Annotated in this window: 19 protein-coding genes; 17 read left to right on the top strand and 2 right to left on the bottom strand. The window is 72.2% G+C overall.

Annotated features, from left to right (window positions below; genetic code table 11):
- The first annotated feature begins 55 nt into the window (after positions 1 to 55).
- The 9 genes from FBZ33_RS06060 to FBZ33_RS06100 all read left to right on the top strand — a co-directional run bounded on the left by FBZ33_RS06060 (position 56) and on the right by FBZ33_RS06100 (position 9,879).
- Positions 56 to 2,890, top strand: coding sequence for a Na+/H+ antiporter subunit A (locus tag FBZ33_RS06060; protein WP_141908296.1), 2,835 nt, complete (start codon positions 56 to 58; stop codon positions 2,888 to 2,890).
- A gap of 55 nt (positions 2,891 to 2,945) precedes the next feature.
- Positions 2,946 to 3,425: a Na(+)/H(+) antiporter subunit C gene (locus tag FBZ33_RS06065; RefSeq protein WP_088946744.1), complete on the top strand. Its 480-nt coding sequence runs from the start codon at positions 2,946 to 2,948 to the stop codon at positions 3,423 to 3,425.
- Entirely contained in the window at positions 3,425 to 4,930 is a 1,506-nt protein-coding gene (locus FBZ33_RS06070) for a Na+/H+ antiporter subunit D (RefSeq protein ID WP_141908297.1), read from the top strand. The genes FBZ33_RS06065 and FBZ33_RS06070 overlap by 1 nt, the downstream gene beginning before the upstream one ends.
- Positions 4,927 to 5,538 carry a Na+/H+ antiporter subunit E gene (locus FBZ33_RS06075; RefSeq protein ID WP_141908298.1) on the top strand — a complete coding sequence of 204 codons (612 nt, stop codon included), beginning with the start codon at positions 4,927 to 4,929 and terminating at the stop codon, positions 5,536 to 5,538. Before FBZ33_RS06070 ends, FBZ33_RS06075 begins: the two co-directional genes overlap by 4 nt.
- Positions 5,535 to 5,798: a monovalent cation/H+ antiporter complex subunit F gene (locus tag FBZ33_RS06080; RefSeq protein WP_088946747.1), complete on the top strand. Its 264-nt coding sequence runs from the start codon at positions 5,535 to 5,537 to the stop codon at positions 5,796 to 5,798. Before FBZ33_RS06075 ends, FBZ33_RS06080 begins: the two co-directional genes overlap by 4 nt.
- Positions 5,798 to 6,157: a monovalent cation/H(+) antiporter subunit G gene (gene mnhG, locus FBZ33_RS06085; protein ID WP_141912432.1), complete on the top strand. Its 360-nt coding sequence runs from the start codon at positions 5,798 to 5,800 to the stop codon at positions 6,155 to 6,157. The genes FBZ33_RS06080 and mnhG overlap by 1 nt, the downstream gene beginning before the upstream one ends.
- 183 nt (positions 6,158 to 6,340) lie before the next feature.
- Entirely contained in the window at positions 6,341 to 7,696 is a 1,356-nt protein-coding gene (locus FBZ33_RS06090) for a hemolysin family protein (RefSeq protein ID WP_141908299.1), read from the top strand.
- Positions 7,697 to 7,748: 52 nt separating this feature from the next.
- Complete coding sequence (locus tag FBZ33_RS06095; protein ID WP_141908300.1) at positions 7,749 to 8,813, top strand: hemolysin family protein; 1,065 nt, start codon at positions 7,749 to 7,751, stop codon at positions 8,811 to 8,813.
- A gap of 133 nt (positions 8,814 to 8,946) precedes the next feature.
- Positions 8,947 to 9,879: a sporulation protein gene (locus tag FBZ33_RS06100; RefSeq protein ID WP_088946750.1), complete on the top strand. Its 933-nt coding sequence runs from the start codon at positions 8,947 to 8,949 to the stop codon at positions 9,877 to 9,879.
- A 13-nt stretch (positions 9,880 to 9,892) separates the two neighbouring features.
- Here FBZ33_RS06100 and leuE read toward each other — a convergent pair whose 3' ends face one another.
- Both leuE and FBZ33_RS06110 read right to left on the bottom strand, forming a co-directional pair.
- On the bottom strand, positions 9,893 to 10,564 hold the full coding sequence (gene leuE / locus FBZ33_RS06105; RefSeq protein WP_088946751.1) for a leucine efflux protein LeuE: 672 nt from the start codon (positions 10,562 to 10,564) through the stop codon (positions 9,893 to 9,895).
- Positions 10,564 to 11,805, bottom strand: coding sequence for a bifunctional pyridoxamine 5'-phosphate oxidase family protein/GNAT family N-acetyltransferase (locus FBZ33_RS06110; protein ID WP_141908301.1), 1,242 nt, complete (start codon positions 11,803 to 11,805; stop codon positions 10,564 to 10,566). Before FBZ33_RS06110 ends, leuE begins: the two co-directional genes overlap by 1 nt.
- A 36-nt stretch (positions 11,806 to 11,841) precedes the next feature.
- On the opposite strand from FBZ33_RS06110, the gene FBZ33_RS06115 reads away from it, so the two are divergent.
- From FBZ33_RS06115 to rny, 8 genes are all read left to right on the top strand, one after another.
- Complete coding sequence (locus tag FBZ33_RS06115; RefSeq protein ID WP_141908302.1) at positions 11,842 to 13,182, top strand: aminotransferase class I/II-fold pyridoxal phosphate-dependent enzyme; 1,341 nt, start codon at positions 11,842 to 11,844, stop codon at positions 13,180 to 13,182.
- A gap of 298 nt (positions 13,183 to 13,480) precedes the next feature.
- Positions 13,481 to 14,185, top strand: coding sequence for a UdgX family uracil-DNA binding protein (locus FBZ33_RS06120; protein ID WP_141908303.1), 705 nt, complete (start codon positions 13,481 to 13,483; stop codon positions 14,183 to 14,185).
- Positions 14,186 to 14,418: 233 nt separating this feature from the next.
- Positions 14,419 to 15,810, top strand: coding sequence for an MFS transporter (locus FBZ33_RS06125; protein ID WP_141908304.1), 1,392 nt, complete (start codon positions 14,419 to 14,421; stop codon positions 15,808 to 15,810).
- 5 nt (positions 15,811 to 15,815) lie between these two features.
- The gene (locus tag FBZ33_RS06130) at positions 15,816 to 16,016 is read left to right on the top strand and encodes a DUF3046 domain-containing protein (protein ID WP_030489422.1); all 201 of its coding nucleotides are present in this window, start codon (positions 15,816 to 15,818) and stop codon (positions 16,014 to 16,016) included.
- A gap of 183 nt (positions 16,017 to 16,199) precedes the next feature.
- Positions 16,200 to 17,246 carry a recombinase RecA gene (recA, locus tag FBZ33_RS06135; RefSeq protein ID WP_053656326.1) on the top strand — a complete coding sequence of 349 codons (1,047 nt, stop codon included), beginning with the start codon at positions 16,200 to 16,202 and terminating at the stop codon, positions 17,244 to 17,246.
- 14 nt (positions 17,247 to 17,260) lie between these two features.
- The gene (locus tag FBZ33_RS06140; protein WP_088946756.1) at positions 17,261 to 17,950 is read left to right on the top strand and encodes a regulatory protein RecX; all 690 of its coding nucleotides are present in this window, start codon (positions 17,261 to 17,263) and stop codon (positions 17,948 to 17,950) included.
- A 30-nt stretch (positions 17,951 to 17,980) separates the two neighbouring features.
- Entirely contained in the window at positions 17,981 to 18,739 is a 759-nt protein-coding gene (locus FBZ33_RS06145; protein ID WP_141908305.1) for a 3-keto-5-aminohexanoate cleavage protein, read from the top strand.
- Between the two features lie 570 nt (positions 18,740 to 19,309).
- Positions 19,310 to 21,076 (top strand): ribonuclease Y, encoded by a 1,767-nt coding sequence (rny, locus tag FBZ33_RS06150; protein WP_141908306.1) that lies wholly within the window; start codon positions 19,310 to 19,312, stop codon positions 21,074 to 21,076.
- The last annotated feature ends 269 nt before the right edge of the window (positions 21,077 to 21,345 follow it).

Consider the following 21,345-nt stretch of genomic DNA (forward strand, 5'->3'; position numbering starts at 1 on the left):
TCGCTGCTAGGCGCCACCGCTGCACGGGCGTCGGCCACCTCGATCGGGAGCGCAGGTGCTGGTACTGCTCGTCCTCCACCTCGTGGCGGCTCTCGCCGCGCCTCTGCTCGTGCGGTGGTGGGGATCCAATGCCTGCTACGCCCTGGCGCTGGCGCCAGCCGCCGCGTTCTGCTGGGCGCTGGCCCGCACCCCGGCTGTCAGCGACGGCGGGGCCGTGGTCGAGACGTACCCGTGGATCGGGCAGTTGGGCCTGGACATCGCCTTGCGGCTCACCACGCTGTCCTGGTTGATGACGCTGCTGATCGGCGGCATCGGTGCGCTGGTGCTCATCTACAGTGCCCGCTACTTCGACGCCCGCTCGATAGGCCTCGCGCAGTTCGCCGGGGTCCTGGTCGCGTTCGCCGGCGCGATGCTCGTCCTGGTCCTCGCCGACGACCTGCTGCTGCTCTACGTCGGTTGGGAACTGACCACGATCTTCTCGTACCTGCTGATCGGGCACAGCACCGAACGGCGCTCCAGCCGGTGGGCGGCGGCGCAGGCGTTGACCGTCACCACGCTGGGTGGGCTCGCCATGCTGGTCGGGTTCATCATGCTGGGCGAGCACGCCGGCACCTACCGCTGGTCGGAGATCGTCGCCCAGCCACTGCCCGGCGGCGGCTACCTGGTGGGCGCCGTGCTGCTCATCCTGGCCGGTGCGCTGTCCAAGTCGGCGATCCTGCCCTTCAGCTCCTGGCTGCCGGTCGCGATGGCGGCACCCACGCCGGTCAGCGCGTACCTGCACGCCGCCGCCATGGTCAAGGCCGGCGTCTACCTGGTCGGGCTGCTCGCGCCGGCGCTCGCCACTGTCGGTCCGTGGCGACCGGTGGTGCAGATCGCCGGCGTGGCCACCATGCTGCTCGGCGGTTGGGCCGCGTTGCGGCAGACCGATCTGAAGCTGCTGCTGGCGTACGGGACGGTCAGTCAGCTCGGCCTCCTGATCGCGGTGACCGGGTCCGGCACCCCGGACGCCGCTCTGGCCGGCGCGGCGATGCTGCTGGCGCACGCGTTGTTCAAGTCGGCGTTGTTCCTGGTCGTCGGCGTCATCGATCACGGCGCCGGCACCCGTGACCTGCGCGAGCTGTCCGGGCTGCGGCACTGGTCCAGGCCGCTGTTCGTGGTCGCGGTGCTGGCCGCGGCGTCGATGGCCGGTGTGCCGCCGCTGGTCGGCTTCGTGTCCAAGGAGGCGGTGTTCGGGGCGTTCACCGATCAGCCGGTGCTCCTCACCGGCCTGGTCGCCGGGACGGTGCTCACCGTCGCTTACAGCGCACGCTTCCTCTGGGGTGCGTTCGCCGACCGGCCGGGGGTGGAACCGGTCCAGTCGGAACCCATCGCCGCGTCCCTGCTGGTCCCGCCGGCGGTGCTCGCCGGGGTCGGTCTGCTCGCCGGCCCGGCCGCGGGTGTGCTGGACGAGCTGCTGCGTCCGTACGCCGATCTGCTCGGTGGGGTCGACGTGCACCTGGCGCTCTGGTCCGGGCCGACCCCGGCGCTCGCCCTGTCCGTGGTGGCGCTCGTCGGTGGCGGCCTGCTGTTCGCCGTGCGCGGGCCGTTGGCCCCGGTGCTGACCCGGCTCCGCTCGCCGGTGGGAGGCAACCAGGGGTACGAGTGGGTCGTGGGCCGGTTCGACCGGTTGGCCATCGAGGTCACCGGCGCGACCCAGCGCGGTTCCCTGCCGCAGTATCTGGGCATCATCCTGATCACCCTGGTGCTGGTGCCCGGCACGGCGATGATCTCCGCCAGCCCGTGGAGGGCCCGGATCCCGCTCTGGGACAGCCCGCTGCAACCGGTGGTCGTCCTGGTGATCGCGGTCGCCGCGGTGCTGGCGGTCGGTGCCCGCCGTCGCCTGACCGCGATGCTGCTGGTGGGGATGACCGGCTACGGCACCGCGATGCTGTTCGTCCTGCACGGCGCGCCCGACCTGGCGCTCACCCAGTTCCTGGTGGAGACCGCGACGATCGCGGTCTTCGTGCTGGTGCTGCGGCGCCTGCCGGAGCGTTTCTCGGCCCGTCCGTTGCGGCGGACCCGCTGGGTCCGTCGGGCGATCGGGGTGGCGGTGGGTGTGGTGGCCGCCGGACTGGCCCTCACCGCCGTCGGCGCCCGCCGGGCACCGGACATCAGTGCCGCCTTCCCGGACCTTGCGGTGCTGGAGGGGTACGGCCGCAACGTGGTCAACGTGACACTGGTCGACATCCGGGCCTGGGACACCATGGGCGAGCTGTCGGTGCTGGTGGTGGCCGCGACCGGGGTGGCCAGCCTGATCTTCGAGCGGTCCCGGACCGGGCCGCGACCGCGCCGACCGGAGTCCGATCAGCGGGTGGACGAACCCGGCCGGCCGGTGTGGCTGCGCGGCGGTCCCACCCTCTACGAGGAGCGCCGCTCGATCGTGTTGGAGGTGGTCATCCGGCTGATCTTCCACACCGTGGTGCTGTTCTCCCTCTTCCTGCTGTTCTCCGGGCACAACGCGCCGGGCGGCGGCTTCGCCGGCGGTCTGGTGGCGGGTCTCGCCCTGGTGGTCCGCTATCTGGCTGGCGGTCGGTACGAGCTGACCGAGGCGGCGCCGGTCGGCGCCGGTCCGATCCTCGGCGCCGGCCTGGCCATGGCGGTGGGCAGCGGAGTGGTGGCGCTGCTGGTCGGCGGGTCGGTGCTGGAGAGCGCCAAGGTCGACCGGTCCCTGCCGCTGATCGGGGACGTCCACCTGGTCACGTCGCTCTTCTTCGACATCGGTGTGTACCTGGTCGTGATCGGGTTGGTGCTGGACATCCTGCGCAGCCTCGGCGCCGAGGTGGACCGGCACATCGAGGCCACCGGAACGGCCACCGGCGGCCTGGCCGTCGACAAGGGGGACCGGTCATGAGCGCGAGGAGTGGGCCGGGTTTGCGAGCCCCGCAGTCGCGAACAGAGGCGGAACAGTGACGGAGAGCGGTGCGGGACCGACGCTGGTGCTGGTGCTGGCCGTCGCGGTGCTGGTCGGGTGCGGGGTGATCCTGCTGTTGGAGCGCAGCCTGACCCGGATCCTGCTCGGGGTGATCCTGCTCGGCAACGGGGTGAACCTGTTGATCCTGCTGGGTGGGCGCTCGGGTGGGGCGCCGATCGTCGGCACCGGCGCGGTGGGGCAGATGAGTGATCCGCTGCCGCAGGCGATGGTGTTGACCGCCATCGTGATCACCTTCGGGTTCACCGCGTTCCTGCTCGCGGTGGCGTACCGCAGCTGGTATCTCACCGGCGACGACGAGGTGCCCGACGACCTGGAGGACCGGCAGATCATCCGCCGGGCGGACCGGAACGAGGCGGGCGCCGTCGACCACGGTGGAGAGGGCCCGGACGCCGACCCGGAGCAGGTCGATCCCGAGCCCGCCCGCCGTCGGCTCCGACGGGGGAAGGAGTCGTGATGAGCGCGTTGGTGCCGCTGCCGGTGGTGGTGCCACTGCTCGGTGCGGCGCTGACCCTGCTGCTGGCCGGGAAGCCCCGACTCCAGCGCGCGATCAGCGTGTTCTGCCTGGGCGGCACTCTCGCCGTGGCGTTGCTGCTGCTCGTGCAGGCGTACCGGCACGGGCCGGTGGTGGTGGCGGTCGGTGGGTGGCCGGCACCGGTTGGCATCGTGCTGGTCGCCGACCAGTTGGCCGCGCTGATGGTGGTGGTCTCGTCGGCGGTGACCCTCTGCGTGCTGCTGTATTCGATCGGCCAGGGCGGCAGCGAGACGAGCGAGTCCGCCCCGGTGTCGATCTTCCACCCGACGTACCTGGTGCTCACCGCGGGCGTCACCAACGCGTTCCTGGCCGGTGACCTGTTCAACCTCTTCGTCGGCTTCGAGATCCTGCTGGCCGCGAGCTTCGTGCTGATCACGCTGGGAGGCACCGAGACCCGGATCCGCACCGGGTCGACGTACGTGGTGGTCAGCATCCTCTCCTCGATGATCTTCCTGACGTCGGTGGGTCTGGTGTACGCGGCCACCGGCACGCTCAACCTCGCCCAGCTCGCCCAGCGTCTCGACGACCTGCCCGACGGCGTCCGACTGGCCCTGGAGCTGATGCTTTTGCTGGCGTTCGCGATCAAGGCGGCGGTCTTCCCGCTGTCGGCCTGGTTGCCGGACAGCTATCCCACCGCACCGGCCCCGGTCACCGCCGTCTTCGCGGGCCTGCTCACCAAGGTGGGCGTGTACGCGATCATCCGCACCGAGACGTTGCTGTTTCCCGGCGGGCACGCGGACACGTTGCTCATGGTCGTCGCCGGTCTGACCATGGTGATCGGCATCCTCGGCGCGGTGGCCCAGTCCGATCTGAAGCGGCTCTTCTCGTTCACCCTGGTCAGCCACATCGGCTACATGATCTTCGGGGTGGCGTTGAGCACCGTCGCCGGGCTCTCCGGCGCGATCTTCTACGTGGTGCACCACATCACCATCCAAACCACGCTGTTCCTCGTCGCCGGGCTGGTCGAGGAGCGCGCGGGCAGCACGGACCTGCGCCGCATCGGCGGGCTGGCCCGGGTGGCGCCGCTGCTGGGCGTGCTGTTCTTCGTCCCGGCCATGAACCTCGCCGGTGTGCCGCCGTTCTCCGGTTTCCTCGGCAAGCTCGGCCTGCTCCAGGCCGGGGTGGCGGCCGGCGGGCCGCTGCCCGGGGTGCTGGTGGCGGCTGGCACGGTGACCAGCCTGCTCACCCTCTACGTGGCGTCCCGGGTGTGGAACATCGCCTTCTGGCGCGCGCCCCGGCTGGCCACCAGCGAGCCGGCTGTGCCACTGCCGAGGCTGATGATCGGGGCCACCGTTGCCCTGGTCACCCTCGGGCTGGGGCTGACCCTGCTGGCCGGTCCGCTCTTCGACGTCACCACGGACGCGGCCGCCGACCTGCGGCTGCGCACCCCGTACGTGCATGCCGTGCTGCCGGGCGGTGTGCCGTGACCGGCACCCCTGAGCCAGCTGCCGACGCCCCCGGGCCCGCCGTGGTGGGGCGCGGCCGGATCGGGCGCTGGCGCGACCAGGTGGTGGCGCTCGGGTGGCTGGTGGTGGTCTGGAACCTGCTCTGGGGCGACATCAACTGGGGCAACCTGGTCGGCGGCCTGCTGGTGGGCAGCGCGGTGCTGGTGTTCTACCCGCTGCCGGCGGTCAGCTTCGGCGGCCGGCTGCGGCCCTGGGCGCTGCTGGTCTTCGCCGGCCGGTTCGTCGTCGAGTTGGTCAGCGCGAGCCTGCACGTCGCCCGGATCGCCGTGCAACCCGGCTACCGGCCGCGCGGGGCGATCGTCGGAGTCCAGTTGCGGGTGCCCAGCGACCTGAACCTGGCGCTCACCGCCGAGGCGGTCTCGCTGGTGCCGGGCACGTTGATCCTCGAGGTGGACAGGGATTCCGGAACGCTCTACCTCCACGTGCTGGACACCCACGGGCCGGCTGACCTGGAGGTGGCCCGGCAACGCACCCTCACCATCGAGCGGCGGATCGTCCGTGCGGTGGGCTCGGCCGCCGAACTGCGCCGCATCGAGACCGACCCGTCCGAGAAGGGAACCCGTTCGTGACCACGTTCCTGGCCGTCGTCCTCACCGTCCTGCTGTCGGTGACCGCGCTGCTCGCGCTGGTGCGCCTCTACCGTGGCCCGTCACTGGTGGACCGGGTGATCGCCGCGGACATGCTGCTCGCCACCATGGTCGGCGCGGTGGGCGCCGAGGCGGCGGTCAACCGGCACGCCACCACACTGCCCGTGCTGGTGGTGCTCTCCCTGCTCGGCTTCGTGGGCTCGGTGTCGCTGGTCCGCTTCGCGGTCCGGGAGCAGCAGTGATCGCCACGATCGCGGACTGGCTGGGCGCCGGTTGTCTGGTGGCCGGTGCCGTGCTCGGCCTGGCCGCCGCGATCGGCGTGCTGCGGTTCCCGGACGCGCTGAGCCGGATGCACGCGGCCACGAAGCCGCAGGTGCTCGGGGTGCTGCTGTTGCTGCTGGGGATCATGTTGCGGCTGCGGTCCCCGGCGGACCTGGGCATGATCCTGCTGGTGGCGGTCTTCCAGTTGGCGACCGCACCGGTCGCGGCCCAGATGATCGGGCGTGCCGCGTACCGGTCGGGGCGACTCGACCGGAGTCTCCTCGACGCCGATGAGCTGGCCGAACGCGGTTCCGGCACGGGGCCGGCGGGGCCGGCGTGACGGCCTGGGATGGTGTCGGCGAACCGGACGATCCGCTCCTTCGGCCCACCCCCAGCGGAGTCCCAGCCAGCGCCGATAAAATAGCGGCATGATCGACTCTTCTGCCCAGGAGGGCAGCAGTAGCCAGCCGGGTCGTGCCCGGCATATCCCCGTACCGACGACCCCGGGAGCCCTGAGCGACCCGTGTTGATCGTCGTTGGTCTCCTTCTGATTACTCTCCTCACTGCCGCCACCGGCTATTTCGTGGCGCAGGAGTTCGGCTATGTCGCCGTGGACCGGGGCAAGCTGCGCCAGCTTGCCGATGACGGCGACGCCGCCGCCGCCCGGGCCCTGACCGTCACCAGCCGGCTCTCCTTCATGCTCTCCGGCGCCCAACTCGGCATCACCGTCACCGCCCTGCTGGTCGGTTACGTCGCCGAGCCGTTCCTCGGCGGCGGCCTCGCCGACCTGTTCGGCGTGGCGGGCGTCAGCGAGGCGGTCAGCCTGCCGCTCTCGGTGGCGTTGGCCCTGGTCATCGCCACCATCGTGCAGATGGTCCTCGGCGAGCTGGCCCCGAAGAACCTGGCCATCGCGCGGGCCGAGCAACTGACCCGGGCGCTGAGCCGGTCCACCCTGATCTACCTGGCCGTCGCCGGTCCGCTGATCCACCTCTTCGACCGGGCATCGGTACGCCTGCTGCGCCGGATCGGCATCGAGCCGATCGAGGAGCTGCCCAGCGGCGCCACCCCGGCGGACCTGGAACAGATCATCGCCGAGTCCCGCGAGGAGGGCAGCCTCGACGTCGAGATGTCCACGCTGCTCGACCGAGGTCTGGACTTCCGGGAGCTGACCGCCGGGGAGGCCATGGTGCCCCGGGTCGACGTGCACACCGTACGGGCGCACGAGCCGGTCAGCCGGGTGGTCGAGCTCCTGGACACCGGCCACTCCCGCTTCCCGGTACGCGGTACGGAGGGCGTCGACGACCTGATCGGCGTGGTCGGCATCGCCGACGTGCTCGGCGTACCCCCGGGGGAGCGGGCGACCACCCCGGTGAGTGCGGTGGCGGGGCCGCCGCTGCTCGTACCGGAGACGTTGCCCCTGCCCACGGTGCTCGACCGCCTGCGGTCCGGTCATCGGCAGATGGCGTGTGTGGTCGACGAGTACGGCGGCTTCGCCGGCGTGATCACGCTGGAGGACATCGCCGAGGAGCTGGTCGGCCCGATCCGGGACGAGGACGACCCACCGGAGCGGGCACCCGCCCGGCAGGACGACGGGTCCTGGGTGGTGCCGGCCCGCTGGCGGATCGACGAAGTCGCCGACAGCACCGGCATCGCCCTGCCCGAGGCCCCGGAGTACGACACCCTGTCCGGGTTGGTGATGCGGGAGCTGGGTCGGGTGCCGGAGGTCGGTGACCGGCTGGAGATCAGCCTGCAACCCGAGGGGGCGGACGGCGAGGTCGACGAGGCGGAGCCCCGCGCGTTGGTCGAGGTGCTGGCCGTGGACCGGCACGTGGCCGACTCGGTGCGGCTTCAGCTCACCAAACCGGGGGTGAGCGCGTGAGCGCGAGGAGTGAGCTTGCGAGCCCCGCAGTCGCGAATGAAGGAAGGCACCGATGAGCCCCGGGATCGCGCTGTTCAGTTCGGTGGTCCTGCTGGCGCTGAACGGGTTCTTCGTGGCCGCCGAGTTCGCCCTGGTGGCCAGCAAGCGCTACCGCCTGGAGCAGGCGGCGGCGAACGGTGGTCGGGCGGCTCGCGCCGCGCTGGACGGCGTCCGCGAGCTGTCGCTGATGCTGGCCGGGGCGCAGCTCGGCATCACGCTGTGCACACTGGGTCTCGGCGCGTTGGCCGAGCCGGCGATCGAGCACCTGCTCAGCCCTCTGCTGCACGCGGTGGGCCTGCCGGACGCGGCCAGTCACCTGATCGCCCTGATCTTCGCCCTCGGGGTGGTCACCTTCCTGCACCTGGTGGTGGGGGAGATGGCACCGAAGTCCTGGGCGATCACCGACGCGGAGCGCTCGGCGACGCTGCTCGCTCTGCCGTTCCGCGCCTTCGCCCGGGTGTCCCGGCCGGTGCTGTCCGCGCTCAACGCCCTGGCCAACGCGATCCTGCGGCTGTTCGGGGTCAACCAGCAGGACCAGCTCGCCCAGGTGCACGGCCCGGACGAGTTGCGGATCCTGCTGGAGCAGTCCCGTGAGCACGGGCTGCTCGGCGCCGAGCAGCACCAGCTGCTGACCAGCATGCTGGAGTTGCAGGGCACGTCGGTGGCGCAGGTGATGGAGCCGTTCGCCACCATGGTGACCGTCCGTCGGGAGGACCCGGCCGGGCGGATCGAGGAGGTCAGCCGCGACAGCGGGCGGTCCCGGCTCGCGGTGCTCGACGAGGCGGGCGACGTCTGCGGCCTCGTGCACGTCCGGGAGGCGGTGCGGGTGGTCACCACCGGTCGCGTCGCCACCGCCGGCGAGTTGATGACACCCGCGTTCACCCTGCCGGCGACGTCCTCGGTCACCGAGGCGGTGGCGGCGATGCGGGCGCGGCAGTCGCAGCTCGCGTTGGTGCGCAACGGCGGTGGCCCGGCCCGGCCGATCGGGTTCGTCGCGCTGGAGGACCTCCTGGAGGAGGTCATCGGCGAGTTCGACGACGAGACCGACACGGTCCCGCGCGGGCGTCGGTTGCGCTGACCTGCCGACCCGGCCGCACTGACGAAGTGCGGCCGGGTCGGCGGTCGGCACGGCAGCGGGCTTGAGCCGACCCCGACCGGGTAGGCGCGCCTGGTGGGGGCCGGCGGGGCCCCGTCCCGGGAGGGGGCGCGCGGTGCGGTTGACGGGAGTGTCCCCGGAGTCCGGCGGGACCGGGCTGTCCGTGCAGACCACGCTCCCCAACCCGAGCACCCGGCCGGGCCTGCGCCTGCCGGGGCGGGTGACCCTCGCGGCCGGGCCGGAGGACGTGCTGGTGCGGCATATCCGGCTCGGTCTCGTCACCACTGTCGAACCTGACGACCCGGCGGCCCCCCGGCGTCTCATGCAGTTCCACCAACTACCGATCGCCGGCCGGTTCGTCGTGCCCGCTGGTCGGCGGCGGGCGGTCGACTTCGCGTTGCCGCTGCCCTGGGAGACCCCGGTGACCACGTTCGGTGGGGTGCCGCTGCTGAGCCTGCGGATGGGTCTGCGGACCGAGGTGTCGCTCGACCCCGATCTCGACCAGGGCGCCATGGTGCCGGTCTTCGTGCATCCGCTCCCGACGCAGCAGCACGTGCTGGCGGCGCTGGACACCCTCGGTTTCATGATCCGTCAGTCCGGGTTGCTGCAGGGCGGGCTGCCCGGGGTGGAGCACACCCTGCCCCTGCACCAGCGCTGGGGCTACTGGGTGGGGCCGCTCTACGCCGGCCCGATCACCGAGCTGGAGGTGATCTTCGTGACGAACTCGGCGGGCCTGGAGGCGATCCTCTGGATGGATCGTCGGCTGGCGCTGGCCGGGATCACCCACCAGAGCATCAGCCGGTTCCGGATCTGGCACGAGGACGCCGAGCGGCGGGACTGGGTCGCCACCGTCGACGGCTGGATCCGGCAGGCGATCAACCGGCACGCCGCCGCGGCCGCGCACGCCGACTGGTCCGCGCAGATAGCGGGGTCCGCCCACGTCAGCCGCCACCCCGACGAGCCGATCCGACCCGGTTACGGCCTCGGCGGCACCGCCGGCGGTGCCGGCGTGGGAGGAGGCGGCTCCGGCGGCGGCGACGGCACCTGACCCCGCAGCCGGGTCAGCCGGCGCTGGCTGTGGCCAGCTTGAGGCTGAAGGCCAGGAACAGAGCTGCCACGGCGGTGGTGCCGCCGGCCGCCAGGCGGCGGCGCTGGCGGAACTGCGAGGCCAGGAAGGTGCCCGCGAAGATCAACGCGGTCAGGTACAGCGCGCTGGTCACCTGGGCGATCAGGCCGAGCAGCAGGAACGACAGCGCCGGCCAGGCGTAGCCGGGGTCGACGAACTGGATGAAGAACGAGATGAAGAACAGGATCGCCTTCGGGTTCAGCAGGCTGATCACCAGCGCCTTGCGGAACGGGCTGCGCATCGCCGCCGGCTCCGCGGCGTCGATGAGCCGCGGCGTGCTCGGGTCGTTGCGGTCGCGCCAGCGCCGCCAGGCGCCGAGCAGCATCGTCACCCCGACATAACCGAGGTACGCGGCACCCGCGTACTTGATCACCATGAACAACGGGGGGTACGCCTTGAGCAGCGACGCCACCCCGGCGGCGGAGAGGAACATCAGCACCCAGTCGCCGACGAACACGCCAGCGGCGGCCCGGTAGCCGACCGCGACACCCCGTTTGGCCGCGGTCGAGAGCACGAAGAGTGAGTTTGGCCCGGGCAGCAGAATGATGGCCACGGTGCCCAGCACGTACGTCCAGATGTCGGTGATCCCCAGCACGCCCGCCATCATCACGCCACCGGTGCCGTCCGCAGAAGCCTTTCTCGCAGCGTGGCCTGTGCGTTCGGCCACTCGTCGACGGTCATCGCGTACTGGACGGTGTCCCGCCAGGAGCCGTCCGGGCGTTGCCGGTGCATCCGCAGCACCCCTTCCCGGGTCGCGCCGAGGCGTTCGATGGCCGCCTGGGAGCGGACGTTGCGGATGTCGGTGTGCCACGCCACCCGTACCGCGCCCAGGTCGTCGAAGGCCCGGCTGAGCAGCAGCAACTTCGCCTCGGTGTTGATCCCGGTACGCCACCAGGGTCGGCCGAGGAAGGTGTGCCCGATCGCCACCGACCGCCGCTCCGGGTCGATCTCGTAGTAGGACGTGCTGCCGACCACCGCCCCGGTCGCCGCGCACCGCTGCACCCAGGCCACCCGCTCGCCACGGTGCTGGGCGGTCAGGGCGGTGCTGATCACGTCGGCGGTTTCGGCGGGGGAGGTCGGTGGTGCGACGCTGAGGTGCCGCCACACCTCCGCGTCCCCGGTGGCGGCGTGCAGCTCGTCGGCGTGCGCCAGGTCCAGCGGCTCCAGCCGGACGTGCTCGCCGTGCAGCGTCACGGGGTCGTGCCAGGGCGTGCGGGCCGTCCGCAGGTACGCCGGCAGCGGTGCGGTGACTCCGGCGTCGGGCTTGGGTTGCCCGGCGGTCACCCGCAGCGGCAGCACCCCGGCCCAGTGCGGCAGGTGCAGGTCGTCCTCGTCCTCGCGCACCCCACCGCTGCGGGCCCGGACGGACACCTCGTGCAGGGGCAACGCCAAAACGGCGGTCTCCGCCAACTCCCGCCGGCTGGGCGGGCGGGTCTGGGTGCTGCGTCCCGCGCCGACCTTCTCCACCAGCGCGGTGAGCATGGCGAGCTTCTCCCGCTCGTCGGTGACCAGTCGGGCGGTGCCGTGCGCGACGACCGAGCGGTAGTTGGCGCTGTGGTGGAACTGGGACCGGGCGTAGACCAGCCCGTCGAGCACTGTCACCGCGACGCAGACCGGGAGACCCTCACCCCGGGCGGCGAGCAGTGGCCGGCTGCCGGTGGAGCCGTGCAGGTAGAGCGTGTCCCCGATACGGACGTGCAGGGTGGGCAGCACCCGGGGCTGGCCGTCGACGGTGAAGCCGAGCGCGCAGTCGTACGCCTCGTCGAGCACGGCGTGTGCGGCGGCCCGGTCGTAGCTCATCCGGTCGCGGGAACGGTGGGGTGTGGTCCGGGCGGTGGGTGGATACATGCGCGCGCCCCTTTGTTCTAGTACAATGTCCTGTTTGTGTCAGCACGCTATCAGCTCAGTGGTACGACGGCCGTCGAGATTTCGGCCAGCATCGAGTCAGGGATCCGTACGGGCGCCCTTCCTCCGGGGGCCGCGCTGCCACCGGTGCGGGCACTCGCCGCCGAGCTGGGCGTCAGCCCGGCCACCGTCGCCCGCGCCTACCAGGAGCTGCGCCAGCGTGGTCTGCTCGCCACCGCCGGTCGGCACGGCACCCGGGTACGCCCCCGCCCACCGGTGGCCGCCCGCCGCTCCGCGCTGCGTCCCACCCCGTTACCCGGAGCCCGTGACCTGTCCCGGGGTGAACCCGATCCCCGGTTGCTCCCGCCGCTCGGCCCGCACCTGGCGGCGCTCGCCGCCGACGCCGGCCCGCCGGTCGGCTACTCCCATGCCGGCGTTCTGCCCGAGCTGGCCGAGGCTGCTCGCGCCCGACTGGGCGCCGACGGCGTACCGGCCGGGGACCTCACCCTCACCGGCGGCGCGCTGGACGGCATCGAGCGGCTGCTCGGCGCCCATCTGCGTCCCGGCGACGCGGTGGCCGTGGAGGACCCGGGCTGGGCCAACCTGCTGGATCTGGTCGCCGCGCTGGGGCTGCGCCCGATCGGCGTACCGCTGGACGACGAGGGCCCGCTGGTGGCCGGGGTGGCCGCCGCGCTCGCCGCCGGAGCGCGGGCGCTGGTGGTCACCAGCCGGGCGCAGAACCCGACCGGCGCAGCCGTCTCCGCCGCCCGCGCCGAGGAGCTGCGGGCGCTGCTCGCCGGCCGGCGGGACGTGCTGCTGATCGAGGACGACCACGCCGCCGAACTGGCCCGCGTACCCCTGCACCCGCTGGCCGGGGCGACCGCGAGCTGGGCCTTCCTGCGGTCGGTGAGCAAACCCTTCGGCCCCGACCTGCGGCTCGCGGTGCTGGTCGGCGACGAGACCACTGTGGCCCGGGTGGCCGGCCGGACGCGCGTCGGTGCCGGCTGGGTCTCCACGGTGCTGCAACGGCTGGTCCTCGCCCTCTGGCGGGACCCGGCGGTCGACGAGCTGGTGCGGCGGGCGGCGCAGAGCTACGAGCAGCGGCGCGACGGCCTGCTGACCGCGCTGGCGGAGCACGGCCTGAGCGCGCACGGCCGCAGCGGCATCAACGTCTGGCTGCCGGTGCAGGACGAGACCAGCGCGGTCACCGCGTTGCGCGACGCCGGTTGGGCGGTGGCCCCCGGCGCCCTCTACCGGATCGCCGCCCCGCCCGCCCTGCGCGTCACCGTCAGCTCCCTGGACGCCGACGACCTGGCACCCCTGGCCGCCGCCCTGGCCCACGCCACCAACCCCACCCCGCCGCCGGGCTTCCCCACCTGACCAGACCTCGTCCCGAGGCACGGCCGGCAGGTTGCGGCAGAAAGCTCACGGTTGCGGTGATTCGGGGTGGACGGGATGGGTATGCGGGCCGCCGGAGGTGGGGGCCATGGCTTCAGGTGGGGCGCGCAAGGGAATCTGGATCGCGGTGGCGTTGGCGATCATCATCATCGTCATCGTGCTGATCGCGATCTCTTCCGGCGGCGACGGCGGCGGCAACGGGTACTGACGCGCGTCGGCGGGCGACACCGCGCCGGGTCGCACCCGGCACGAAGCATCGAACAGGTATATAACAGTCCGCATGGCTGAGCAGACCGACAGCGCCCCGGGCGCCCAGCGGTTCATCCCGCCCGATGCCGACACCATCGACGACCTGCGGACCGCGGCCGGCGGCTGTCGGGGCTGTGAGCTCTATCGGGACGCCTCGCAGACGGTCTTCGGCCGGGGCGACGAGAGCGCCCGGGTGGTGCTGGTCGGCGAGCAGCCCGGCGACATGGAGGACCAGAAGGGGTTGCCCTTCGTCGGCCCCGCCGGCAGGCTGCTGCGCCGCGCGGTCGACGACGCCGGGCTGGACCCGGGTCACCTCTACCTGACGAACGCCGTCAAGCACTTCCGGTTCGAGTTGCGCGGCAAGCGGCGGATCCACCAGACCCCCGACCAGGCGCACATCACCGCCTGCCGCCCCTGGTTGGTCGCGGAGTTCGCCCGCCTGCGTCCGGAGATCGTGGTGGTGCTCGGCGCGACCGCCGCCAAGGCGCTGCTCGGCCCGTCCTTCCGGGTCACCCGGCAGCGGGGCGAGCTGCTGCCCTGGCCGGAGTCGGCCCAACACCCCGCAGACTTCGAGCAGGTGCCGGTGGACAACGCAGGAAAGCGGGCCGACGCGCCGCAGGCTCGGCTGCTGGCCACCATCCACCCGTCCGCCGTCCTGCGGGCCGACGACCAGGACAAGGCGTACGAGGGCCTGGTCGCCGACCTCAGCATCGTCACCCGCGCCCTGCCCGATTAGCCCAACGGCTCTGCCGACCGCCGCGGCGACCGCGCGAGTAGAGCCACGGCCCGCACAACATCGGGGAAAGTGCTGCTTCCGGGCGCGCTGACACAGCAACTTCACCGAAGTTGCGCAGATCTTGGGGCGGGCCGACGGTCGTCGGGGGCGGTCGGTTTTGCTGTCGGCAAAACCCACTGCCGCTGGTCGGTGCGGGTGCGCGAGGATGGGTCATCCCTTCCTGAGGAGCGCCGATGGCGACCGACCTGACCGCGCCGCGTACCGTCGCCCGACCCGACGTCGCGTCGATCCAGCGGCGTACCCTGCGGCTGCTCTTCACCACCCAGATCATCGGCGGGATCGGTGTGACCATCGGCATCGCCGTGGGCGCGCTGCTCGCGGCACGGATCGCCGGGACCGCGGTGGCCGGCGCCGCGCAGAGCGCCGGGGTGGTCGGCGCCGCGCTGCTCGCCGTCCCGGTCACCCGGATCATGGCGCGGCACGGTCGCCGGCCGGGCCTGGTGCTGGCGTACGCGATCGGTGCCGTCGGCGGCGTGCTGGTGGTGCTGGCCGCGGCCACCCGCTGGGTGCCGCTGCTCTTCCTCGGCATGCTGCTCTTCGGCGGTGGCACCGCCGCGAACCTCCAGGCCCGCTACACCGCTGTGGACCTCGCAGAGCCGGCCCGTCGAGGCCGGCAGCTCTCCCTCATCGTCTGGGCCACCACCATCGGTGCGGTGGCCGCGCCGAACTTCGCCGCGTTGGCCGACCGGGTCACCACCGGCTGGGGGCTGCCTCCGCTGGCGGGCCCGTTCGCGTTCAGCGCGGTGGCGTTCGTGCTGGCTGCCGTCGTACTCCTCGGGTTGCTCCGGCCCGACCCGCTGCTCACCGCGCGCAGGCTCGCGGCGGCCGACGCACCGACCGCCGGCCCGCCGCTGGCAGCCGACGCGCCGGCGACCGCCGTGGCGGCCGAGGCGCCGGCGGCCGGCGCTGGTGTGACGCCGGCCACCGCGCCGGTCAAGGTGCGCGCGCCGCGTGCCGCCGGGATGCGGACGGCCTGGTCGGTGGTACGCGGGCGGCCCGCAGCCCGGCTCGGCATCGCCGCCGTGGCGGTGGGTCACCTGGTGATGGTGGCGGTGATGGCGATGACCCCGGTCCGGCTCGGCGAGTCGCACGCCGACGCCGACGTGCTGCGGCTGGTCGGCATCGTGCTGAGCCTGCACATCGCGGGCATGTACGCGTTCTCCCCGGTGGTGGGTTGGCTCACCGACCGGTTCGGCCGGCGGGCGGTGATCCTCGGTGGGGTCGGGCTGCTGTTGGCCGCCTGTGCGGTCGCCGGCACGGCCGGGCACCACACACCCCGGCTGTCGGTGGGTCTGGTCCTGCTCGGGCTGGGCTGGTCGGGGACGATGGTGGCCGGTTCGACGCTGCTGTCCGAGTCGGTGCCGGCCGGTGTCCGGCCGAGCGTCCAGGGGTTCTCCGACCTGATCATGGGATTGGCCGGGGCCGCCGCCGCAGTGGTGAGCGGGTTTGTCATGCAGTTCGCCGGTTATCCGGTCCTCACCCTGCTCGCGGCGGTCGCGGCGGTGCCCCTGGTGGCGCTAGCGTTGCGCCCGGTGCCGACCGGGGCACCGGACGAGGAGGGCTGATCACTGTGCGGCTGACCGATTTCTGGACGCGGCTGGATGAGGCGTTCGGGCCCGGCTACGCGGCCAGCATCGCCCGCGACCAGGTGTTGTCCCAGCTCGGCGGACGGACCATCGAACAGGCACTGGCGTCGGGGGAGCAGACGCACGTGGTGTGGCGGGCGGTCTGCGCCGCGTATCCCGATCGAGTGCCCGCCCGACTACGCTGAGCAGCCTTTTCGTCCATCCGCGTGTCGCTTGCCGAGTCGTACACCTGTTCGGCTACTGTCCACAGCTGGGTGCTCGTCCACAGCTCGCGGCCCGTCGGCTGGTTTTCTGTCGGACCTAGCGCCTAGCGTGTCCGCGTGACGCGAAGCTCAGCAAAGACGCCGGCGAAGGCAGGGGTGGCAAACATGGCAGCAGGGCCTGACCGGGAGAAGGCACTCGACCTTGCTCTCGCTCAGATTGACAAGCAATTCGGCAAGGGCTCGGTGATGCGGCTGGGTGACCGGCCGGTCGTCCAGACCGCAATCATTCCGACCGGCTCCATCGCGCTCGACGTGGCCCTCGGCATCGGTGGCCTGCCGCGCGGCCGGGTGGTCGAGATCTATGGTCCTGAGTCCAGCGGTAAGACCACGGTGGCGCTGCACTCGGTGGCCAGCGCGCAGCGGCTCGGCGGCATCGCCGCTTTCATCGACGCCGAGCACGCGCTCGACCCGGAGTATGCGAAGGCCCTCGGGGTCGACACCGACGCGATGCTCGTCTCCCAGCCGGACACCGGTGAGCAGGCGCTGGAGATCGCGGACATGCTGATCCGCTCCGGCGCGATCGACATCATCGTGATCGACTCGGTGGCGGCCCTGGTGCCGCGCGCCGAGATCGAGGGTGAGATGGGCGACAGCCACGTGGGCCTCCAGGCCCGGCTGATGAGCCAGGCACTCCGGAAGATCACCGGTGTGCTCAGCAACACCGGCACCACGGCGATCTTCATCAACCAGCTGCGGGAAAAGATCGGCGTCATGTTCGGCAGCCCGGAGACCACCACCGGTGGTCGGGCGCTGAAGTTCTACGCCTCGGTCCGGCTCGACGTGCGACGCATCGAGAGCCTCAAGGACGGCACCGACGTGGTCGGCAACCGCACCCGGGTCAAGGTCGTGAAGAACAAGGTCGCCGCACCGTTCAAGCAGGCCGAGTTCGACATCATGTACGGCAAGGGCATCTCGCGTGAGGGCTCGCTGATCGACGTCGGCGTGGAGCAGGCGATCATCCGCAAGTCCGGAGCGTGGTACACGTACGACGGCGACCAGCTCGGCCAGGGCAAGGAAAAGGCTCGGGAGTTCCTGAAGGAAAACCCGGACGTGGCCGCCGAGATCGAGAAGAAGATCCTGGAGAAGCTCGGCGTCGGGGTCGGCGCGGGTGACGCCGCCGGTGGCCCGGAGCTGCCGCCGGTCGACTTCTGATCGGTCGCTGACCCATGGCAGGACGACGCGCCCGTACGGGGCGGGGCTGGGATGCCAGTCCGCCTCGTACGGGCGACGCCAGCGACCCACCCCGTCCTCGACGGGGCCGCCAGGCCGAGCCGCAGGCGGACAAACCGGCGTCCCCACCCCGCGACGAGTCGGAGATGGCCCGCGAGATCTGTCTGCGCCAGCTCGCCGTCCGGCCACGCACCCGGGCCGAGCTGGCCGGAGCGTTGGCCAAGCGGGGCATCTCCGAGCAGGTGTCGGCCGAGGTGCTCGACCGCTATGACGAGGTCGGAATCATCGACGACGCCGCGTTCGCCCGAGCCTGGGTGTCCAGTCGGCACACCGGGCGAGGCCTGGCTCGCCGGGCGCTCGCCAACGAGCTGCGCCGCAAGGGTGTGGACGGCGAGGTGGCCACCGAGGCGCTCGGTGAGCTGGACGAGGAGACCGAGGCCGACACCGCCCGCACCCTCGTGGAGCGCAAGCTGCGCACCGCCCGAGGTGAGCCCGACGCGGTCTTCCGTCGGCTGGTGGGCATGCTGGCCCGCAAGGGCTACCCGCCTGGCGTGGCGATCCGGGCAGTGAAGGACGCGCTGGCCGCGCAGAGCGCCGAGGCGGCCGAGTTCGCCGAGCAGATCGACGCCGACGCGCTCGCCGATGCCGAGGGTGAGCTGGACCGCGACAACCGTCCGGTCGACTGAGAGTCGCGCTGGGTGCTGCGGGGTGGTCCGATGTTGAAGGCGTGTCTGAACGGTGGGCGCAACAGTGACGCCCACCCGGCGGTGCCGGTCACCCCGGCGGAGTTGGCCGCCGACGCGGCCCGTTGCGCCTCGCTCGGCGTCGCGGCCGTGCACGTCCATCCCCGCGACGCGTCCGGTGTCGAGTCGCTGCGCCCGGAGGCCATCGCCGACGCGCTCACCGCGATCCGCGCCGCCCGGCCGGGGCTGCCGGTGGGGGTGAGCACCGGAGCGTGGATCGAGCCGGATCCGGCCGCCCGGGTGGCCGCCGTCCGAGCCTGGGCGGTGCTGCCCGACTTCGCCTCGGTCAATGCGCACGAGGCCGGTGCCGAGGCCGTCGCCGCCGCCCTGCACGAGCGGGGTGTGCTCGTCGAGGTGGGGCTCTGGACGCTCGACGCCGTCGAGGCGTACCGGTCCTGGCGGGTGCCGGTCGGGCGGATCCTCGTCGAGTGCATGGCGGAGGAGGCGCCGGTCGCGGTGGCCGACGCGGCGCGGATACTCGCCGCGCTGCCGTCGTCGACGGGGGCGCCCGCCGGATCGCCGTCGGCGGCACGCTCACCGCAGGACGCGGTGGCTCCGCCGGTGCTGCTGCACGCCGAGGGCCCGGCCACCTGGGCGGTGCTCGCCGAGGCGGTCAGCCGTGGGCTGCACACCCGCATCGGGCTGGAGGACACGCTCCTGCTGCCCGACGGCACGCCGGCACCCGGCAACGCCGCGCTCGTCGCCGCCGCGCTGGCCGCCGGCGCTCGCTGAGCTGAGATTCCCACCAGCCCGGGCGTTCGGGTCAGCAGGGTCGCTGGTGTCACAAAAGTCGGCTCGACGCGGGGTGATGCCGTGGCTGATCAGGCACGACATCCGGATCAGCGCCAGTGACTCGCCGTGTTTGTCCCGTCGTGTCCGACACGGCATCAGCTCGGAGTGACACCGCAACTTCGCTCCGTTCGGGGGGTTTGATCATGAGTCCTTGACCAGAGCACCCCCGGCGACCTAGCCTCGCCATACAGGCTCACATTGCCCGACCATTGCAGGCTAAGCGCACAACATAGATCGCGTAACAAGACAGCATCACTTTGGCCGACTCCGCGGCCTTTGGCGGCAACTCCGGACAGGCCGTTCCGGAACGCCGCGACAACTGCACCCGGTCGCCGACGTTGCCCGCGGGCACCGCCGGCGGAGAGAGCTACCCACGGCCAGCCGCTCCGGTCGGGCGTCCACAGCCGCAGGAGTGTGCCCCGGCACGGTCGCTGCGGTCTCGACCTTAGGGGAGGCGGCCATGGCGGGGCGGCGGCACAGGTTCACCGGTAGACCCGACGGGGTCCCGGCATGAACGCCTTCGACGTCGTGCTCCTCGCGGCCGTCCTCGTCCTCGCGGTGGTGGTGATCGGGGCCGTGCTGGTGGGCATCCGGACACTGCGCCGGATGGGCGCCGCGCCGGCTCCGGAGGATCCCGCCTTCATCGCCGAGAAGGACCGTCAGGAGCAGTCCCTCGCTGCCCTGCGGACCGCGGCCGACGAGGTGAACAGCACGATCGACGTGGCGAAGTCCGCCGCTGCGGCGGCCCGCACCGAGGCGGCGGCGGCGAAGGCCGAGGCGAAGGCGGCCCGCGCCGAGGCACGCCGGGTCCTCGACGACGCCCGCGCCGAGGCGGACACCGTTCTGGAGCGCGCCCACAAGCAGGCCGAGGCGGACGCCGAGCAGTTGCGGACGGCAGCCCGGCGCAGCGGTGAGCGGGAGGTCGCGGTGCTCGCCGCCACCACCCGGGAGCAGGCCGCGGAGGTGGAACGCCGGGCCGCCCGGATGGACGAGCGGGAGCGGATGCACACCGAGGAGGTGGAGCGGTTCGCCGAGCGGGAGCGGCAGCTCACCGCGGCGAAGGCCGCCCTCGCGGCCCGGGAGTCCGCGCTCGCCCAGCGGGAGGCCGAGCTGACCGAGTCGGAGGAGCTGCGCCGCCGGGAGCTGGAACGGATCGCCGGGCTCACCGCCGACTCGGCGCGACTGGAGCTGGTCGAGGCGATCGAGACGTCTGCCAAGCGGGAGGCGGCGCTGCTCGTGCGGGACATCGAGTCCGACGCGCGCAACACCGCCGAGCAGCGGGCCCGACACATCGTGGTGGACGCCATCCAGCGGGTCGCCAGCGAGCAGACCGCGGAGAGCGTCGTCAGCGTCCTGCACTTGCCCGGTGACGAGATGAAGGGGCGGATCATCGGCCGGGAGGGGCGCAACATCCGCGCCTTCGAGTCGGTGACCGGCGTCAACCTGATCATCGACGACACCCCCGAGGCGGTGCTGCTCTCCTGCTTCGACCCGGTCCGCCGGGAGGTGGGTCGGCTGACGCTGGAGAAGCTGGTGCTGGACGGGCGGATCCACCCGCACCGGATCGAGGAGGTCTACGACCTGGCCCGGCAGGAGGTGGAGCAGCTCTGCCTCCGCGCCGCCGAGGACGCCCTGGTCGAGGTCGGCATCACCGAGATCCACCCGGAGCTGGTGACCCTGCTCGGCCGCCTGCGCTACCGCACCTCGTACGGGCAGAACGTGCTCAAGCACCTGGTCGAGACCGCGCACATCGCCGGCATCATGGCCGCCGAGCTGCGGCTGGACGTGCCCATCATCAAACGGTCGGCGTTCCTGCACGACATCGGCAAGGCGCTCACGCACGAGGTGGAGGGCAGCCACGCCATCATCGGCGCGGACCTGGCCCGCAAGTACGGCGAGCACGAGGACGTGGTGCACGCCATCGAGGCGCACCACAACGAGGTGCCCCCGCAGACCATCGAGGCCGTCCTCACCCAGGCCTCCGACGCCTGTTCCGGCGGTCGGCCGGGCGCGCGTCGGGAGAGTCTTGAGGCGTACGTCAAGCGCCTGGAGCGGATCGAGGAGATCGCGGCCAGCAAGCTCGGCGTCGACAAGGTCTTCGCCATGCAGGCCGGCCGGGAGATCCGGGTGATGGTCAAGCCGGACGACGTAGACGACATCGGGGCGGCAGTGCTGGCCCGGGACGTGGCCAAGCAGATCGAGGAGGAGCTGACCTACCCGGGTCAGATCCGGGTCACCGTGGTCCGCGAGTCCCGGGTCACCGAGATCGCCCGTTGATGTCTCGACAAGGGGCGGCGGGGCGAGACCCGGGGTGAAGTCTCGTTCTGGCGGCGATCAGCTCGGGCATCGTCGTGGTGGAAAGCAGTCCTGCGCAGGCGGCTCCCTGCACCGCATCACGGGACTGGAACTACACCTGGGGCGCTAAGTCCCAGTGCGTGACGCAACTACGCCGGAGGGACCTCCGTGTCCAAGGTTCAGTGCGGCTCGGGCGCAACCAAGAGCATCTCCAGCTACGGCGTGGAGCAGGGCCAGGACGACTGACATCC

This window comes from Micromonospora sp. A202 (assembly GCF_006715105.1).
GTDB lineage: Bacteria > Actinomycetota > Actinomycetes > Mycobacteriales > Micromonosporaceae > Micromonospora > Micromonospora zamorensis.

Bases quoted from the DNA above. Each gene is read 5' to 3' on its own strand.
- FBZ33_RS06070 (WP_141908297.1), top strand. From the start codon at position 3,425: ATGAGCGCGTTGGTGCCGCTGCCGGTGGTGGTGCCACTGCTCGGTGCG.
- FBZ33_RS06095 (WP_141908300.1), top strand. From the start codon at position 7,749: ATGAGCCCCGGGATCGCGCTGTTCAGTTCGGTGGTCCTGCTGGCGCTG.
- leuE (WP_088946751.1), bottom strand. From the start codon at position 10,564: ATGATGGCGGGCGTGCTGGGGATCACCGACATCTGGACGTACGTGCTG.
- FBZ33_RS06110 (WP_141908301.1), bottom strand. From the start codon at position 11,805: ATGTATCCACCCACCGCCCGGACCACACCCCACCGTTCCCGCGACCGG.
- FBZ33_RS06120 (WP_141908303.1), top strand. From the start codon at position 13,481: ATGGCTGAGCAGACCGACAGCGCCCCGGGCGCCCAGCGGTTCATCCCG.
- FBZ33_RS06125 (WP_141908304.1), top strand. From the start codon at position 14,419: ATGGCGACCGACCTGACCGCGCCGCGTACCGTCGCCCGACCCGACGTC.
- recA (WP_053656326.1), top strand. From the start codon at position 16,200: ATGGCAGCAGGGCCTGACCGGGAGAAGGCACTCGACCTTGCTCTCGCT.
- FBZ33_RS06140 (WP_088946756.1), top strand. From the start codon at position 17,261: ATGGCAGGACGACGCGCCCGTACGGGGCGGGGCTGGGATGCCAGTCCG.
- FBZ33_RS06145 (WP_141908305.1), top strand. From the start codon at position 17,981: ATGTTGAAGGCGTGTCTGAACGGTGGGCGCAACAGTGACGCCCACCCG.
- rny (WP_141908306.1), top strand. From the start codon at position 19,310: ATGAACGCCTTCGACGTCGTGCTCCTCGCGGCCGTCCTCGTCCTCGCG.